Source organism: Microbispora sp. H10949, from assembly GCF_014161435.1.
In the GTDB taxonomy this organism is placed as follows: domain Bacteria; phylum Actinomycetota; class Actinomycetes; order Streptosporangiales; family Streptosporangiaceae; genus Microbispora; species Microbispora triticiradicis.
In genome coordinates, this window is record NZ_JABBWZ010000003.1 from 114,912 (window position 1) to 132,265 (window position 17,354).

General features: G+C 71.6%; 9 protein-coding genes. All 9 read left to right on the forward strand.

Annotated features, from left to right (window positions below):
• Positions 1–5: 5 nt before the first annotated feature.
• The 9 genes from HHX40_RS08090 to HHX40_RS08130 all read left to right on the forward strand — a co-directional run bounded on the left by HHX40_RS08090 (position 6) and on the right by HHX40_RS08130 (position 17,240).
• Positions 6–1,517 carry a hypothetical protein gene (locus HHX40_RS08090; RefSeq protein WP_182880037.1) on the forward strand — a complete coding sequence of 504 codons (1,512 nt, stop codon included), beginning with the start codon at positions 6–8 and terminating at the stop codon, positions 1,515–1,517.
• Positions 1,518–1,519: 2 nt separating this feature from the next.
• On the forward strand, positions 1,520–5,908 hold the full coding sequence (locus tag HHX40_RS08095) for a DUF6603 domain-containing protein (protein WP_182880038.1): 4,389 nt from the start codon (positions 1,520–1,522) through the stop codon (positions 5,906–5,908).
• Positions 5,901–7,643: a hypothetical protein gene (locus tag HHX40_RS08100; protein WP_182880039.1), complete on the forward strand. Its 1,743-nt coding sequence runs from the start codon at positions 5,901–5,903 to the stop codon at positions 7,641–7,643. The genes HHX40_RS08095 and HHX40_RS08100 overlap by 8 nt, the downstream gene beginning before the upstream one ends.
• Before the next feature lie 109 nt (positions 7,644–7,752).
• Positions 7,753–9,954, forward strand: a complete 2,202-nt coding sequence (locus HHX40_RS08105) for an alpha/beta hydrolase (protein ID WP_182880040.1) — start codon at positions 7,753–7,755, stop codon at positions 9,952–9,954.
• 182 nt (positions 9,955–10,136) lie between these two features.
• Positions 10,137–11,084, forward strand: coding sequence for an agmatinase (gene speB, locus HHX40_RS08110; protein ID WP_182874256.1), 948 nt, complete (start codon positions 10,137–10,139; stop codon positions 11,082–11,084).
• Positions 11,081–12,733, forward strand: a complete 1,653-nt coding sequence (locus HHX40_RS08115; protein WP_182880041.1) for a N,N-dimethylformamidase beta subunit family domain-containing protein — start codon at positions 11,081–11,083, stop codon at positions 12,731–12,733. Before speB ends, HHX40_RS08115 begins: the two co-directional genes overlap by 4 nt.
• Positions 12,730–13,110 (forward strand): cupin domain-containing protein, encoded by a 381-nt coding sequence (locus HHX40_RS08120; RefSeq protein ID WP_220498860.1) that lies wholly within the window; start codon positions 12,730–12,732, stop codon positions 13,108–13,110. Before HHX40_RS08115 ends, HHX40_RS08120 begins: the two co-directional genes overlap by 4 nt.
• A gap of 85 nt (positions 13,111–13,195) precedes the next feature.
• On the forward strand, positions 13,196–14,698 hold the full coding sequence (locus HHX40_RS08125) for an APC family permease (protein WP_182880042.1): 1,503 nt from the start codon (positions 13,196–13,198) through the stop codon (positions 14,696–14,698).
• The gene (locus HHX40_RS08130; protein ID WP_182880043.1) at positions 14,691–17,240 is read left to right on the forward strand and encodes a CehA/McbA family metallohydrolase; all 2,550 of its coding nucleotides are present in this window, start codon (positions 14,691–14,693) and stop codon (positions 17,238–17,240) included. Before HHX40_RS08125 ends, HHX40_RS08130 begins: the two co-directional genes overlap by 8 nt.
• Positions 17,241–17,354: the final 114 nt, after the last annotated feature.

Genomic DNA, 17,354 nt, shown 5'->3' on the forward strand with positions numbered 1-17,354 from the left:
AGAGGATGCCGCAGAAACGCAGGCGCAGCATTTCCGAGGCCGACAGGCTCCTGGCGGAGAGCGAGTCCTGGCTCGATCACGCCGAGACCGTGAAGAAGGCGAAGACGAAGCGGAAGGCCGACAACGCGGCGGAGGAGTCCAAGCGGCTGGCGCGGATGGCGGAGAACCGCGCCGTCCTCGCGGCTCCGGGGGAGAGGGGAGACGGCAACTTCTACATCTCCTTCGTCCAGATGGGCCAGGGCGACTGCGCCATCATGACCACCCCCGCGGGGAACACCCTGATGGTCGACTGCGGATCGGACGCCACCGAGTCCGACCGGGAGCCCTACGACCCGAAGGTCGACGGGACCGACAGGAGCGCCGCGAAGAGCAAGAAGTACCTGGAGCGGATCAGAGGGGTGATCCACCATCCGCGGCACCTGGGCAGGGCCAGGCAGCTCGACTACCTGATCTTCACGCACCCGAACACCGACCACTACAACAAGATCGACGACGGCCTCTACACCGGGACGGTCACGGACGAGAAGACCGGTGTCAGGATCAACACTTATCTCGGCATCGGGGTGCTCTACCACAGCGACGAGACGGCGGCCTACAGCCTGCAGATCGGGAGCGACAACCTCACGGGCTGGCTGCTCCAGCGCATGGACGACAACCCGTCGCTGACTCGGAAGGTGCTGCTCATGCACACGGTGACGCGGCCCTCCGCTCCCAAGAAGGGCAAGGCGGTCAAGAAGACGACGCCGGGCGTGCTGGCGGCGGGCAGCCTCGACGCCGACAACTTCGAGGTGGACTCGCTGGAGAGCGCCGCCGAGGAGGCGAACCTGGCCGGCATCACCGAGACCATCGTGTCCACGGTCAACGGCGACGAGGTGGCGAGCGCGGCGACCCCCACCGTCGGCAGACTCGACGCGCGGGGCGGATACGTCATTCACACCGAGACCGACTGCACGGTGACCCTGCTGGCCGCCGGAGTCCACTACAACTACCGGAACGATCCCAGCGACTTCACCAACCGGGGCAGCGTGATCACCCTGGTCGAGGTCTTCGGCAAGAAGATCCTGATCTGCGGCGACGGCACGACCAGCACCGAGCAGTACATCCGCTACGAGCGCCTCGAACGGGCCACCGAGAGCGACCGCGTGAAGAACCTGGCGATCCTCCAGGTGGGCCATCACGGCAGCGTCACCTCCTCCCACCACAAGTTCGTCGCGGGGGCGAACGCCGAGTTCGTCGTCGTCAGCACGGGCTACCGGGTCGAGAAGGACTCGCTGCCCAAGGGCAGGATCATCTCCCGGCACCGGAACGTGCAGAACGCCGCGGGCCGTACGGCCAAGGACCACGAGATCGGGATGTGGGTCAGCGGGAGTGGTACCCATTACTTCCTCACCCCCCTGCCCACGGCCAAGGTGCCGCTCTACACCACCGGCACGAACGGCAGCCTGTGTTTCAAGATCGATAAAGCGACCAGGGCGCTGGTGTTCCTCAACGAGGAGAAGAAGGACGGGGGCGAGTAGCCGTGACTCCCGACGAACTCCGCGCACGGATACCCGACGGACCGCGCCTCGACCTGGCGCTGGACACGCTCGGCTCGGCTGACCTGACCGCGCTCTTCGGCAGGTTCCTGCCGGATGGCCGCCTCGTCGTCGACCCGCTCGACGGGTGGCGGCACACCGACCTCGGGGTGACCGTGACCGGCACCGGCGCCGCCGGGCCGTTCACCGGGATGTCGGTCACCGCCGAGTTCGCCGTGTCGGGCGAACTCCCGGCCCTGCGGCTGACCGCCACCGCCGGCCGGTCCTGGCGGTTCGGCGCCGCCTTCCCCGTGCTGGCCGGCAGCTACTTCGACGACCTGGTGATCGACGAGCCGGCCTTCGTGCTCGACTGGGGACCCGACGTCGTGGCCGCGGCCCCCGACCCCGGCGACGTGCTGATGTCGTTCTCGGGCACGCTGGTGATCGACGCGGCGACGGCCCTGCTGGACGCGCTCATGCCCGGTGTCGGCGCGCACCGGCTGGCCGGGTCGATCGACACGACGTCGCTGCCCGCCCTCCAGGGCCTGCCCGCCTCGACCGTGCCCATCATCGTGATCTCCGGCCCGGACGACGCGCGGCTGGACCTGGGCGGCATGCTCACGGTGTCGTCCCTGCGCTACCAGCTCACCGCGATGCCGCAGTTCAACTACGAGATGGCGGCCCTCGACGTCATCGCCGAGGTGACGTTCGAGGGCCTGGTCACGCCGGCGAACGCCTCGCTGGGTCCCGTGCTCATCCACGCGAGGACGCGGGGCCTCGGGTCGGGGCTCACGTTGAACGCGCAGTTCAGAGGCCCGGCCGACGACGACAGGCCGCCCGGTGACGGAGACCGCGGGCTGCCGCTCTCCTTGTCCACCATCAAGGCGATCATGGGGGACCCGTCCCTGGCGGTGCCGGCCGGCCTCGGCGACGCCTCGCCGGTCCGGCTGACCGGCATCACCGCCCGGGTGACCACCGACCCGGCCTTCGGCCTGGACTTCGTCTCCTTTGCCCTGCAGGCGGACGTCGACTGGCCCATCGTGCCCGATCTGCTCACCCTGCAGGCGATCGACCTGTCCGTCGGGTTCACCGGCATGATGTCCGGGCGCATGGCGACGGGGGCGGTCTCCGGGCTGCTCGCCGTGGGCGACTCCGGCACGCTGGTACTCACCGCCGACCTGTCGGGGGCGACGCTCTCCGGCGGCCTACGCGAGGGCGACCCACCTCTCAAGATCGCCGAGGTCTACGAGCACTTCACCGGGCACTCGGCCGGGCTGCCCGACCTGACGGTGCCGAAGTTCAACCTCCGGGTCGTCACCCCCGGCGGGGGACGCGCCCTCGCCTACCACGGGGTCGTCGAGCTGCGCGACCTCTGGCGGATCGGGCCGGTGGCGCTCACCGGCGTCTGGTTCGCCGTCGACCACGACACCACCGGCACCAGGTTCACGGCCAACGCCACGTTCGCCGTCCACACCGTGGACATCCTGGTCTCGGCGTCCTACGACCCCGTGACGGGATGGACGTTCTCCGGCGAGTCCGGGTACGGTCAGCGCATCGCCGTCGGCGAGCTCGTCGAGGCCGTCGCGCGCGACCTCGGGGGCCCGTCCACCCTGCCGCGTCCCATCGCGGAACTCGTCGTGCAGAACCTGTCGGCCTCCTTCTCCACCGGATCCGACCGGCTCGTCCTCACCGCCGAGGCGAGTTTCCCCGTCGACACCGTCGAAGTCGACATCGCGGTCGGCATCGACACCGGTGCCGGAAGATACGACGGCAGCCTGACCGCCATCGCCGGTGACGACGCCTACGAGTTCGACGTGCACTTCGCCGAGGACCACGGCATCGGCCTGCTGGCCGCCAGCTACACGCACAGGACCACCGGCCCGCTTCCCGATCTGCGTACCCTTCTCTCCGGCCTGGCCCCCACCGCCGCCGCGTTCATCCCGTCCGGCGTCACCGTCGACGTGAAGGACGTCGTCTTCGGCGCCGGGAGCGCCTACGTCTTCAGCGTCGACCTCATGGCGACCGTCGACCTGTCGGGCCTGCCGCTGGTCGGCTCCCACCTGGTCGGCGACCGGAGGATGGGCTTCGACCCGCTGCGGATCGTCGCCGCCACCGGCACGCTGCCCGCCGCCGACGTCGCCGTCCTGAACGGCCTGCTCCCTCCGGGCGTCACCCCGTTCCCGGCCCGCGACATGGCCGCCGGGTTCGCCCTCGACGGCACCCTCCTGCTCGGCCCGCTGGAGAGCCCGGTCGTCCTCCCGGTCGCCGACGGCGCCCCCGCCCCCGCCGTCCCCGACCCGCCCAAGGCGCAGAGCCCCGGGGGGCAGAACGCCGTCTGGTACGCCGTGCAGCGCGGCCTCGGCCCCGTCCACGTCGAACGGGTCGGCCTCGCCTACCAGCACGAACCGAACAAGCCGCCCGTGCTGGCGGTCCTGGTCGACGGCACGGTCAGCGTCGGCGGGCTGGCCCTGTCCCTCGACGGGCTCCAGGCGTCGGTGCCGCTCAGCCTGCCGGTCCAGGCGCCGTCCTTCGACCTGAAGGGCATCGGGGTGTCCTACTCGGAAGGGCCGGTCAGCGTCTCCGGGGCCTTCCTCAAGGGCGAACTCGTCTACAAGGGGGTCACCTACACGGCGTACGGCGGGCGGGCCTCGATCAGCACCGAGGAGCTGACCCTCGGCGCGATCGGCTCCTACGCCCAGCTTCCCTCGGGCCCGTCGCTGTTCGTCTACGCCGTGCTCGGCCACGCCTTCGGCGGTCCGCCGTTCTTCTCCGTCACCGGCCTGGCCGCCGGGTTCGGCTACAACCGGCGGCTGACCACCCCGCCCGTGACCGGGATCGCCTCCTTCCCGCTGGTCCAGGAGGCCCTCGGCACCCGGACGCCGGGATCGCTCGCGGCCGAGCTGCAGGCGCTGGATCCGTACATCACGCCGTCGGAGGGCGACGGGTTCGTCGCGGTGGGGATCCGGTTCAGCACGTTCGAGATGATCGACTCGTTCCTGCTGGCCACCGTGTCGTTCGGCGGGCGGTTCGAGGTCGACGTGCTCGGGCTGTCGACGCTGGTGCTGCCCGTGCCCGACGACACCCGGGCGGGCGCCACGCCGATCGCGGAACTGCAGCTCGCGCTGAAGGCCACCTTCGCGCCCGCCGACGGGTTCTTCTCGCTGGTCGCCCAGCTCACCCCCAACTCGTTCCTGCTGTCGCGGGCCTGCCACCTGACCGGTGGGCTGGCGTTCACGAGCTGGTTCAGCGGGCCGCACAGCGGCGACTTCGTGCTCACCGTCGGCGGCTACCATCCGCAGTACGGCAAGCCCGCCCACTACCCGGCCGTGCCGCGGATCGGGTTCTCCTGGCAGGTCAGCGACCAGCTGTCGATGCGGGGCGCCGCCTACTACGCGCTCACCCCGTCGGCGCTGATGGCCGGAGGGTCGGTCTCGGTCACCTACCAGGACGGCGACCTGCGCGCCTGGTTCGACGCCTCGATGGACTTCCTGATCGCCTGGCAGCCCTACCACTACGACGCGCGTTTCCGCGTCAGCGTCGGGGCGTCCTACACGTTCAGCTTCTTCGGCAGGCACACGATCAACGCCCACGTCGACGCCGACGTCCACCTGTGGGGGCCGGAGTTCGCCGGGACCGCGCGGGTCGACATCTCGGTCATCTCCTTCACCATCCCCTTCGGCGCGAGCACCCCGGAGACGGCCACCACGATCCCCTGGGACCGGGTCAAGGCCACCCTGCTCCCCGCCGACCGGGTGTCGGTCGCGGTACGGAGCGGCGCCACCGCGACGGGAACGGGCTCGGACCTCGGCGTCGTCGACCCGGCCACGCTGGAACTGGTCACCGACTCGGTGATCCCGTCCACCACCGGACAGGCGGGCGCCACGACGCTGCCCCCCGTGGGCGGCGCCTTCGGCGTCGCACCGTCAGGAATCACCCGCGGCATCACCTCGACCCACCGCGTCCGGATCTGGCGGGGCCTGTCCAGCGCCGAAGGCGACTTCGTGTTCCGCCCGATCACCAAGGCGCTGCCGTCGGCGCTGTGGGGCACGGACCCGGCCGTCACCGTCCACCGTCCGGAGCTGACCCCCCCGTTGCTGACCGGCTACGTGGTCGCTCCCGGCCCGCACCCGGCCGCCGCCTCGGTCACCCTGGCCCGCGCGGCGCTGACGGCCGGGACCGCGATGTACACCGAGCACGCCATCGCCTGGGAACCCGCCGACGACCACGTCCCCACAGGCAGGGCCGACAAGGTGGGGCAGGCCATCGTCGACCCGTCCGTGACGGCGGCCCGCGCGGCCGTCGCCGGGGCGGTGCTCAAGGACCCCGAGATCTCCTTCGCCGGATTCGACTTCGCCGACTACGCGGAGACCCCCTTCCTGGACGGCCATGCCTGACGACATCGTCCTCATCGACAGCCGTACGCCCGCTCTGGCCTCCGGCGGCTACCGCGTCACCGTCGACCAGACGATCAGTCTGGACGGCTCCCCGACCTCGATCACCCGGACCTTCACCGTCGCCGGGGAACGGCTCGCCCTGCCGCCCTCGGGCGTCCGGGCGGTCTACCCGCCCGACGGCGCGACCGGCGACTACGCGCAGACGCTGCCGCACGTCGTGCTCGCCGAGCCGACCCTGCCGTGGCAGCGCGAGCCGGGCGCCGGGACGACCGGGCCGTGGCTGCTGGTGCTGCTGTTCGCGGGCGACGAACGGCCCGAGCCGCACGTGGTGCAGGCCGGGACACTCGGCCTCACCCTGGAGGGCGCCGAGAAGGACACCGACCCGGTCACCGTGATCGACGTGCCGAGGAGCCTGCTGACCTCGCTGCTGCCCGCCGCCGCGGACCTGCCCTACCTGGCGCACGTACGGTCGGGGGACGGCTCCGACGCCGCCGTGGTGATCGGCACCCGGCTGCCTCCCGCCGGTCAGCCCTGTGTGGCGCATCTGGTGTCCGTGGAGGGCAGGCTCAGGAACGGCACGCTCGTCCCCGGTCCGGCCGACCAGCCCGTGCGGCTGGTGTCGCTGGCGAGCTGGCGTTTCACCGTGCTCGACGCCGATCACTCGTTCGCCGCGCGGGTGCGCGACCTCGCGGCCGGCGGCGGCCCGTTCCGGCTGCCCGCGACCGGCCGGCCGGCCGCCGACGCGTTCCTGTCCCGGGGGCTGGTCCCCGTACGGCACCGGCTGCGCGGCGGCGGCGCGACCGTCTCCTGGTACCGGGGACCGTTCGCGTGCGGCCCGGTCGACGGCGGTCCGCTCGCCGCGGATCCCCGGCCCGTGGTGCGCTCCGCCGACGGGCTGCTGCGCTACTTCAAGGCCGAGGGCATGTTCGACATCAGCTACGCCGCCGCGTGGCAGCTCGGGCGGCTGCTGGCGCTGCGGGACGACGGCGTGGCCACCGCCATGCACACCTGGAAACGCCGCCGCGACCGGCCGGCCGGCGCGGGCGTGAACTACCCGCTGGACGTGCCTGCGGCCGGCTCGCCGCCGCCCGCCGTCGTCGGCTGGCTGGCCGATCTCGCCAAGCTGACGCGGGTGCCCTTCACGTACCTGATCCCCGACGAGCGGCTGCTGCCGCCGGAGTCGATCCGCTTCGTGGACGTCGACGCCGAGTGGGTCCGGTGCCTGGTGGACGGCGCGTACAGCATCGGCAGGATCACCCGCGCCGACGCGGAGCGGGACGCCGCGAGCGAACTCCCCGCCGAGACGCCCCGGCGGACGGGAGCGCTGATCCGCTCGTCGGTGGTGTCCGGCTATCCCGGCCTGCTGATCGACGGGTACGACGCCCACGGCGCCGCGCTCACCGTCGCTCGTCGCGAGACGTTGTCGCCGAACGTCCTGCTGGTTCTGTTCGAGGGCGTCCTGGCCCGGCTCGACCTGCACCAGCGGCCCGAGGACCAGCATTTCGCGGTCCAGCCCGCCGGGCAGGGCACGCTGACCCGTTCGCTGCGCGGACAGAACGGCGAAGCGCTCGGCACCGGCGACCCGGTGCCTCTGGGCGCCATGGGAACGGTGCCGGTCGCCCGGCTCGCGGCCGGAATGGCCCGCGTGCTGAACGTTCCGAGCGGGTTCGGCGCGGCCGCCTTCGCCCGCCAGATGCTGGAGACGGGAGAACGCGTCACGTTCCTGACCCCGTGAGCAACGGGGAACGGCATCCCGAACGATCTACCGATATGGCGGTTTATCAATTACCTTGACTTGGTGCAAAGGTGATCGATAACACTGCCGGCAATAAAGGAGTTTCGGGATGACGTTATTCCGTCACGGCGGCGTGCGGCCCGGGGGGACGCGCCGGCTTCCGGCGGTGATCGCCGCCGGGGTCGTGGCGATCGCGGCGGTCCTGGTCGCGCCCCTCGTGCCCCTCTTCGCGCCCGGGCCGGCGGCGGCGGACACGCCGTGGCTGAACGTTTCGGACGACGGCTACCTGTCGATCAGCATCCCGGCGGCCTCCATCGAGGCCAAGGTGGGCCCGGTGTCGGAGGTGGCCGTCGAGGGGAACTTCGGTCCCTCCTCCGCCTGGGCGGAGTACGGCCTGACCCGCCGGGGCGACGCCTGGTGGGGGGCCCTCGGCCCGCTCAAGCCGGGGCTGTACCACTACCAGGTCACGGGCGACATCACCAAGGGTCTCAAGGACCCGACGAACGCCACCACCGTGGCGTCCAAGCCTCTGTGGAGCACCTTCCTCGTCGCGGGCGACTCGGCGCGCCTGCTGGCGGACGCGCCCGAAGGGCAGGGCGGCAAGGTCGGGACCCTGACCTACCGGGCCGGGACGCAGGAGCGGACGGCTCTGGTCTGGACCCCGCCGGGCTACCCGGCCAAGGGCGGCAAGCCGCTTCCGGTGCTCTACCTGCTGTCCGGCCCGGACAGGAGCGCCACCGACTGGCTCGACCTCGGCCGTGCCAAGCAGATCCTCGACAACCTGTCGGCCGGCGGTTCCATCGAGCCGATGGTGGTGGTGATCACCGACGGTCGCGGACCGGACGACGACAAGGACCTCAAGGACCTCCGCAAGGCCGTCGGAGACGCCTACCGCGTCCATCACGACCGGGAGCACCAGGCAATCGCCGGTGTGTCCGAGGGCGGGACGCAGGCGCTGCGCGCCGCCCTGACCGGTCCCGGCCAGTTCGCCTACGCCGGTTCGTTCTCGGGTCTCCTCACGGAGATCGCCGGAGGCAGGCCCGGTCCCGGGCCGAACCCCGGTGCCAAGCTGCTGCGCCTGTACACCGGGAACGTGACCGACCCCGCCTACAACGCCACCGTCCGCCTGACGAAGGCGCTGGACCGCGCCCGTGTCAGGTACGAGTTCGACGGGGTCAACCCCGACGCCGGGGCGAACTGGACCGCCTGGCAGGAGAACCTGATCGATTTCCTCCCGCGGCTGTTCCGCAAGGCTCCGGATCACGGTCCGAGCGCCGGTCACGAGCGGCTCAAGGGCGAGTTCAACCCACCGAGGCCCGGCACCACTCCGACGCCGTTCGTGACGAAGGACGGCTTCGTCACCTTCGAGACCACGACGGACTTCAAGAACGCCCAGCACGTCACGGTATGGGCCAACGACGCTCCCGGCGGGAGCTGGCTGCGCGTCCCGATGTCCCGTGAGGGCGACCGGTGGCGGGTGACCATCGGTCCGCTGGACCCGTGGTTCTACTACTACCAGTGGATCGTGGACGGGGTCTCGGTCAAGGACGTGTCGAACCCGGCGAAGGTGACCACCGAGCCGAACTGGAGCACCTTCCTCATCCCCGGTGAGCGGTCGCGCCTGCTGTCGGACGTCCCCGCCGGCCGGGGCGGAAAGATCGAGAGCCTGACGTATCCGAGCACCGTCGCGAACCAGGACCGGACCGCGTTGGTGTGGACCCCACCCGGATACGACGCCCGCCGGGCGGAGCCGTATCCCGTTCTCTACCTGCAGCACGGCAGCGGCCAGAGCTACACGGACTGGGTGGAGATGGGACGCGCCAAGCAGATCCTCGACCACGAGTTCCTGGACGGGAAGCTGGTGCCGATGGTGGTCGTGATGGGCAACGGCAACGTGCCCGACTTCGGCAAGGAGCTTCTCGACAACATCGTTCCGGCGGCCCGCGCCCGCTACAACATCTCCAGCGATCCGTCGCAGCAGGCCCTGGCCGGTCTCTCGATGGGCGGGGTGCAGACGCTCGGGGTGCTCAAGGCGTACCCGGGCCGGTTCGCCTACATCGCGGCGTTCTCGGCCTGGTTCGGCAGCGGCGACGGCGTCGACGCGGAGGCGATCAACAAGGGGACCAGGATGCTACGCCTGTACGTCGGCGACCAGACCGACTTCGTGCAGCCGTTCTTCATGGCGTCCCTGCCCACCTTGGACGGTCTCGGCATCCACTACGAGTTCGACGGGGTCACCCCCGGGCCGCACGGCTGGGACGTGTGGCAGAAGAACCTCATCGACCTGGCGCCACGTCTGTTCAGGCGCTGACCCTCGGCTCCACGCGGCGCGGTCACCAGGGGTGACCGCGCCGCGTCCGCGTTTGTGCCCGTCCACAAACCATCCTCAATCTTCCGTCGCCACACCAATTGCCGGTCCCTTCGCTCCTCCTGCAGACTTGCCGATCCATAGCCCCTGACCTGGGGCTTCGCAGTGGAGGGAAAGGATCGGGTATGACCGTGCCCCGGGGGCCCACCGACTCGTCCCGGGTTCCGCGATTCGCCGGACCGGCCACCTTCGCGCGGCTGCCGCGCCTGGACGAGGTCGGCCACGCGGACGTCGCGGTGGTGGGCGTGCCGTTCGACAGCGGGGTCTCCTACCGCCCCGGCGCCCGGTTCGGCCCTTCGGCCGTCCGGGAGGCCAGCCGGCTGCTCCGGCCGTACCACCCGGGCCTGGACGTCTCGCCGTTCGCGGCGATGCAGGTGGCCGACGCGGGGGACATCGCGTGCAACCCGTTCGACATCCACGAGGCCGTCGAGACGATCGACGAGGCGGCGTCCGGGCTCATGGAGGGCGGCACCCGGCTCGTCACGGTCGGCGGCGACCACACGATCGCGCTGCCGCTGCTGCGCGCCGCCGCCCGGCGGCACGGCCCGGTCGCGCTGCTGCACTTCGACGCCCACCTCGACACCTGGGACACCTACTTCGGGGCCGAGTACACGCACGGCACGCCGTTCCGGCGGGCGGTCGAGGAGGGCATCCTCGACACCGAGGCCGTCTGCCACGTCGGCACCCGCGGCCCGCTGTACGGCAAGAAGGACCTGGAGGACGACCGGCGCCTCGGCTTCGGCATCGTGACCAGCGCCGACGTCATGCGCCGGGGCGTGGACGAGGTGGCCGGCGCGCTGCGGGAGCGCATCGGCGGCCGCCCGCTCTACGTCTCGGTCGACATCGACGTGCTCGACCCGGCCCACGCGCCCGGCACGGGTACCCCGGAGGCCGGTGGCCTGACCAGCCGGGAACTGCTGGAGATCCTGCGCGGCCTGACCGGGTGCGACATCGTCGGCGCGGACGTGGTCGAGGTCGCCCCGGCCTACGACCACGCCGAGATCACCTCGGTCGCGGCCTCCCACGTGGCGTACGACCTGATCAGCCTGCTCGCACTCAAGGAGGAGCGGTGAGCGACACGAACGCGGCGACGGGTCTTCCCGCCGCCTTCGCCTGGTCCCCGAAGGGCTGGCCCTCGGAGCGTGCGTTCGCCACTCCGGACGCGGCCGAGGTGTGGTGTTACACCGACCGGTTCTCGTACTTCCCCGGGGAGACCGTCCGCTTCCACCTCAGCGCGAACGTCCCGTCCTTCGACCTGGAGGTGGTCCGCGACGGGCTGGAGCCCCGCGTGGTGTGGTCGCGGCGCGGGCTGTCGGCGGGCTGGTTCGAGGCGCCGGCCGACGCCCACGCCGCCGGCTGCGGCTGGCCGGTGGGGCTGGAGCTGGAGATCCCGGACGACTGGCGGAGCGGCTTCCACATCGTCACGGTGCGCGCGGTCACGCCGTCCGGCGAGCTGTGGGAGCGCGAGCACTTCTTCGTCGTCAAGGCCCCGGCCGGGCGGCGTGCCCCGGCCGCGCTCGTGCTGACCACCAGCACGATGCTGGCCTACAACGACTGGGGCGGCGCCAACCACTACCGCGGACTGGGCGACGATCCGCGTTCCGACAACGGGTCGCCGCTGGCCTCGACGCAGCGTCCGATCGCCCGGGGAATGATCCGCAAGCCCGCGGGCGCGCCGCGGGAGGCCAACCCCGGCACGCTGCCGATGCACGGCGCTCCCCGTTACCCGTCGTACGAGTGGGCGCGCCTGTTCGGGTACAGCCGCCACCACGCCGACGCGTTCTGGGCGACGTACGAGCGGCACTTCGCGGTGTGGGCCGAGCGCCACGGGTACGAGATCGACTACCTGACCCAGCACGACCTGCACTTCGACCCCCAGGCGCTGGACGGGTACTCCTGCGCGATCGTCGTGGGACACGACGAGTACTGGTCGTGGCGGATGCGCGACACGGTCGACGCGTTCGTCGACGCGGGCGGCAACCTGGCCAGGTTCGGCGGCAACTACCAGTGGCAGGTCCGGCTCGGCGACGACGGGACCACGCAGTACTGCTACCGGCTGCCGTCGCTGGACCCCGAGGCCGCCACGACGCCGCACCTCGCCACCACGGTGTGGGAGGCGAAGTCGGTCGGCCGGCCGGGCGCCACCACCATCGGGCTCAACGGCCTCGGCGGGATCTACAACCGCTACGGGGTCGCCACCCCCCGCTCGTCTGGAGGCTTCACGGTCTACCGGCCGCACCACTGGGCGCTGGAGGGGACCGACCTCTACTACGGCGACCTGCTCGGCGGGCCCCCGTACTTCCTCGCGGCCTTCGAGCTCGACTCGGTCGAGTACACGTTCCGGCGCGGGCTGCCGTACCCGACGTTCGAGGACGGCGCCCCCGAGACGCTGGAGATCCTGGCTCTCGCGCCGGCCGTACGCGGGGAGGAGGACCGCTTCGGCGGCCGGGTGCCGATCGGCGGGCCGGAGGAGGAGGTCTACAACTACAACGCGGACCTCGGCGACGACCTGCCCGGCTACGTGCACGAGGGGGAGATGCGCGGCGCCGGGATGATCGCGGCGTTCACCCGCGGGGACGGCGAGGTCTTCAACGGCGGCACCACCGAGTGGTCACACGTGCTCAGCCTCGGCGACCCCTTCGTCGAGCGCATCACGCACAACGTCCTGCGCCGCTTCGGCCTGCGCAGCCGCTTCGAGAACCAGAAGGGAGCCGCATCGTGAGCGACGAACAGACCCCCGTGGGCATCGACGCCGTCCGCGTCGTCACCGCGGCGAACGGCGAACGCTTCGTGCCCCCGTTGAGCGACTACCATGTGCTGTCCGCCGAGTGGACGGAGGCGGAGTTCCGCGTCTTCGGCGGCGCCGCGAGCGCGTTCACCGGCGGTTACTGGACGGGCGAGCCCGGCGCCGTACGGTTCGACTCCTGGCCCTACGACGAGATCTGCTTCATCCTCAAGGGCCGCGTGGCCGTGCAGGACGACTCCGGCCGGCGCAAGGAGTTCGGACCGGGGGAGTCGTTCCACATCCCCCAGGGCTTCCGCGGTGACTGGATCACCCTGGAGCCGAGCGAGAAGGTCTTCGTCGCGGTCAGCCGCTGAGCCCCTCCTTCCCGCCTTCGGGGCCCATCCGCCTTTCTCTCCCCACCTGCCTTCTCCTTCCAGCCCGCAGTAAGGAGCCCCTCCCATGCCCGGTCGTCCTCCCGACAGCTCCGCGAACGCCCCCGGTTCCCAGGTCGGTTCCCTGGCCGGCAACGCCATGGGGACCAAGGACCTCGTCTTCACGGTCCTCGCCGCGCTGGCGCCGCTGACGCTCATCGTCGCGGTCGCCCCCCTGCACTTCCTCAAGGGCGGCGCCGCCGTCCCCGGCGGCTACCTGGTCGCCGGGGTGGTCATGGCGCTGTTCGCCGTCGGTTTCATGACCATGAGCCGGTACGTCCGCAACGCCGGGGCCTTCTACGCCACCGTCTCGCGCGGGCTGGGCAAGCCGGCGGGGTCGGGCGCGGCCATGCTCGCCATCGTCGCCTACAACGCCCTGCAGATCAGCACGTACGGCGCGCTCGGCGTCTACGCCACCGAGACGTTCAAAAACTACTTCCACCGCGACGTGCCGTGGTGGGTGTTCGCGATCGTCGGCCTGGTCTTCGTGGGATGGCTCGGCTACCGGGGCATCCACACCAGCGCCCGGATCCTCGGGGCGCTGCTGGTGCTGGAGACGGCCGTGCTCGTCGTGCTGGCGGTCTACGTCCTGGTGAAGGGCGGCGCCGGGGACTGGTCCGCCGAGTCGTTCGCCCCCACGAGGGTGTTCGACCCGGGCAACGGAGCGATGTTCGCCCTGGTCGCCGGGGCGTTCATGGGCTTCGAGGCCACCGCGATCTTCAGCGAGGAGGCGCGGGGCGGCATCCGCACGGTCCGCCGGGCGACCTACATCGCGGTCGGGTTCATCGCCGTCTTCTACGCCTTCATCACCTGGGTCGTCGTCATGGCGTACGGCGTCGACAAGATCGCGGCCGCGGCCGAGGCCGACCCGGTCAACCTCGTCGTCGCCGTCTTCGACAGGTACGTGCCCGCCCCGATCACCGAGGTGATGCACATCCTGTTGCTGACCAGCGCGTTCGCCGCGCTGCTCGCGCTGCACAACGCGGCCAACCGTTACTTCTACGCGATGGGACGGGAGGGCCTGCTGCCCCGCCCGCTGGGCCGTACCCACCCGCGGACCAAGGCGCCGTGGACGGCGGGGCTCGTGCAGACCGTGCTGGCGGCCGCGGCGATCGTCGTGTTCGCGGTCTTCGGGATCGACCCCTACCTGGGGCTGCTGCTGTGGGGCAGCGCCCTGGGGTTCCTCGGGATCATCTGCCTGTGGGCGCTGTGCTCCCTGGCGATCATCCGCTTCCTGCGCCGGGAGGCGCCCGAGGCCGGGATCTTCCGTACCACGATCGCCCCCGGGCTCAGCTTCGCCGCCCTGGCCGTGGTGCTCTTCCTCGTGCTGAGCAACCTGCCGCTGCTGACCGGCGCCGGCACCGCCACCAACCTCCTGATCGTCGGTCTGGGCGTGGCGGCCGTCGTGGCCGGCGTGGCCAGGGCCCTGTACCTGCGGGCCCGCGCACCCCGGCTGTACGCCGGGCTGGCCCAGACGTCCGTCGACGAGCCGCCCGCCGGGCGGAGAGAGCCTGTCACCGGAAATGCCTGATCACGACACGTCGCCCGCGGGCCGGGGCTACCGTCCGCTCGACCTCGCCGGTGTGTTCAACGTGCCCCGTTCGGTCCTCGACGACGGCGACTCCTATCCGCTCGGCGCGCGTACCCTCTACGGCCTGCCGTTCCTCTTCGGCGACGAACGGGACGCCGGCGCGGCCCTGCTCCGCGTCGGCGGCCCGCACCCGGCGGCCGTCACCATCCCGGTCGGCCGCGCGGTCACCTGGCTGGTGGTCGCCCACGCCCTGGAGTCCCCGGACCTGTTCGACGGGCAGGCGGTCGGCGGGACCTGCGGCCACTACACCCTCGTCTACGACGACGGGAGCACCGAGCGGCTGCCGGTGCGGCAGCGCATGGAGATCGGGCCCACGCCGCGGCTGTGGAGCGACCGCGCCATCCCGCTCGACTGGGGCCAGACCCCGTTCCTGGCCGTACCCGACGCCCAGCACCGGCTGATGCCGCGCACCCACGGGCGTTTCGACGTCGCCGGGGCGCGGTTCGTCGACATCGACGACCCGCAGGCGCGGTCGCCGTACGTCCTGCCCTACCGGTTCTACCTGTGGCCCTGCCGCAACCCCCGGCCCGGCCGCACGGTCCGCGCCCTGGAGATCCGGTCGGCGGGCCCGGCCATCCTCGTCGGCGCGGTGACCACCAGCGACCTCGACGAGGACCCCTTCGGGCGTACGGTGTGGCGCGACGTCCTGCTCGACCTGGACCCCTCGGTGGGACCGATCGCGGAGGACCTGGCGGTGACCGTCGACCGGGGCTCGGCGACCTACCTCTACCGCACGACCGGCTCCGGCTCCGGCGACGCGGCCGCCGAGGGTACGCCGGCCTGGGGGACGCCGGAGGGGGAGCACCACCAGGGCTACGTACGCGTCGCGGCCAATCCCTCGGCGCGGCTGACGCTCACCCGCGGAGAGACCGTGATCAGCACCTGCGGATGGGGCGAGCTGCTCGCCGCCGGGCGGCACGGCGACGGAGGGGTCACCTGGCGGGTCCCCGACGCCGGGCGGGCCTGGGTGCGCACCACGGTCAGGGACGCGGCGACGGGTGAGCCGATCCCCTGCCGGATCCACTTCCGGTCCGCCGACGGCGTGCCCTACCCTCCCCACGGCCATCACGGGCACATCAACTCCGACGGCAACACCTGGAACCTCGACATCGGCGGGGACGTCCGCCTCGGCACCACGACGTACTCCTACATCGACGGCACCTGCGAGGGCTGGCTGCCTCTGGGGGAGGTCACGGTCGAGGCGGCTCGCGGGTTCGAGTACGAGCCGCTGCGCACGACGGTCACCATCCGGCCGGACCAGGCCGAACTCGATCTGACGCTGACCAGGGTGACCGACATGGCCGCGGAGGGCTGGTACAGCGGCGACACCCACGTGCACTTCGTCTCGACCCTCGGCGCGGAGCTGGAGGCCCGCGGCGAGGACGTCCGGGTGACCAACCTGCTGCTCAGCCAGTGGGGGCACCTGTTCACGAACACCGAGGAGTTCACCGGCCGCCCGCACACCTCGCACGACGGGCACACCCACGTGTTCGCCGGCCAGGAGAACCGCAGCGGCATGCTCGGCCACATCAACCTGCTCGGCCTGCGCCGCCCGATCATGCCGTGGTGCACCGGCGGCGCGGAGGAGTCGGAACTCGGCGGCGGCCTGGAGACCACGCTGTCCCACTGGGCCGACGAATGCCGCGAGCAGGGCGGAACCGTCGTGCTGGCGCACTTTCCCGTGCCCAACGGCGAGGCGGCCGCGCTGCTCGCCACCGGCCGGCTCGACGCCGTCGAGATGATCGCGTACGACCCGTACAACATCCAGGAGTACTACCGCTACCTCAACGCGGGTTACCGGATCACCCTGGTGGGCGGTACCGACAAGATGAGCAGCGAGGTCCCGATCGGCCTCATCCGCACGTACGCGCAGGTGCCGGCCGAGGAGGAGTTCGACTACTGGAGCTGGTGCCGGGCCGTCCGGCGGGGAGCGACCTTCGCCACCAGCGGTCCGCTCCTGTGGCTCGGCGTCGACGGCCGTCAGCCGGGCGAGGAGACCCGCGTGCCCGCGAGCGGCACCGTTCACGTCGGCGCCCGCGTCGAGTCGATCTTCGACGTCGACCGGCTGGAGATCGTGGTCAACGGCCACGTCGTCGCCGAGCGGAGGGTCGAGACTCCCGGCCGTACGCTGGAACTGACCGCGGACGTGCCGGTGACCGAGGACAGCTGGATCGCCGCGCGCTGCTACGGGCCGGGCGCCGGAGTCGCCCGCCACCACGACGTGTGGGCCAGGCCGATCATGGCGCACACGTCGCCGGTCTACGTGCGTACGGGCGAGGAGTACGCGCGATCCGACGCGGACACGGTCGACCACATGCTGAACCTCGTCGACGGCTCCCTCGCGTACATCGACGAGCGCAGCCGTCGCCTGTGGCCCGGCCAGGTCTGCCATCGGCACGGGCAGGAGGATCACCTGGCCTTCCTCCGGGCGCCGTTCCTGCAGGCGCGCGAGCTGCTGCTGAAGCGCAAGGCGGCCGGCTGAGGGCCCGCGCCGTCTCGCCCGGGAACCGCCAAGGAGCGGATCTCGGGCGAGCGGTCACCTCGGGGTCCCCCCGGCGACGACTGCGGGCCCGTCGTCCGAGCCGATAGGTGGGTC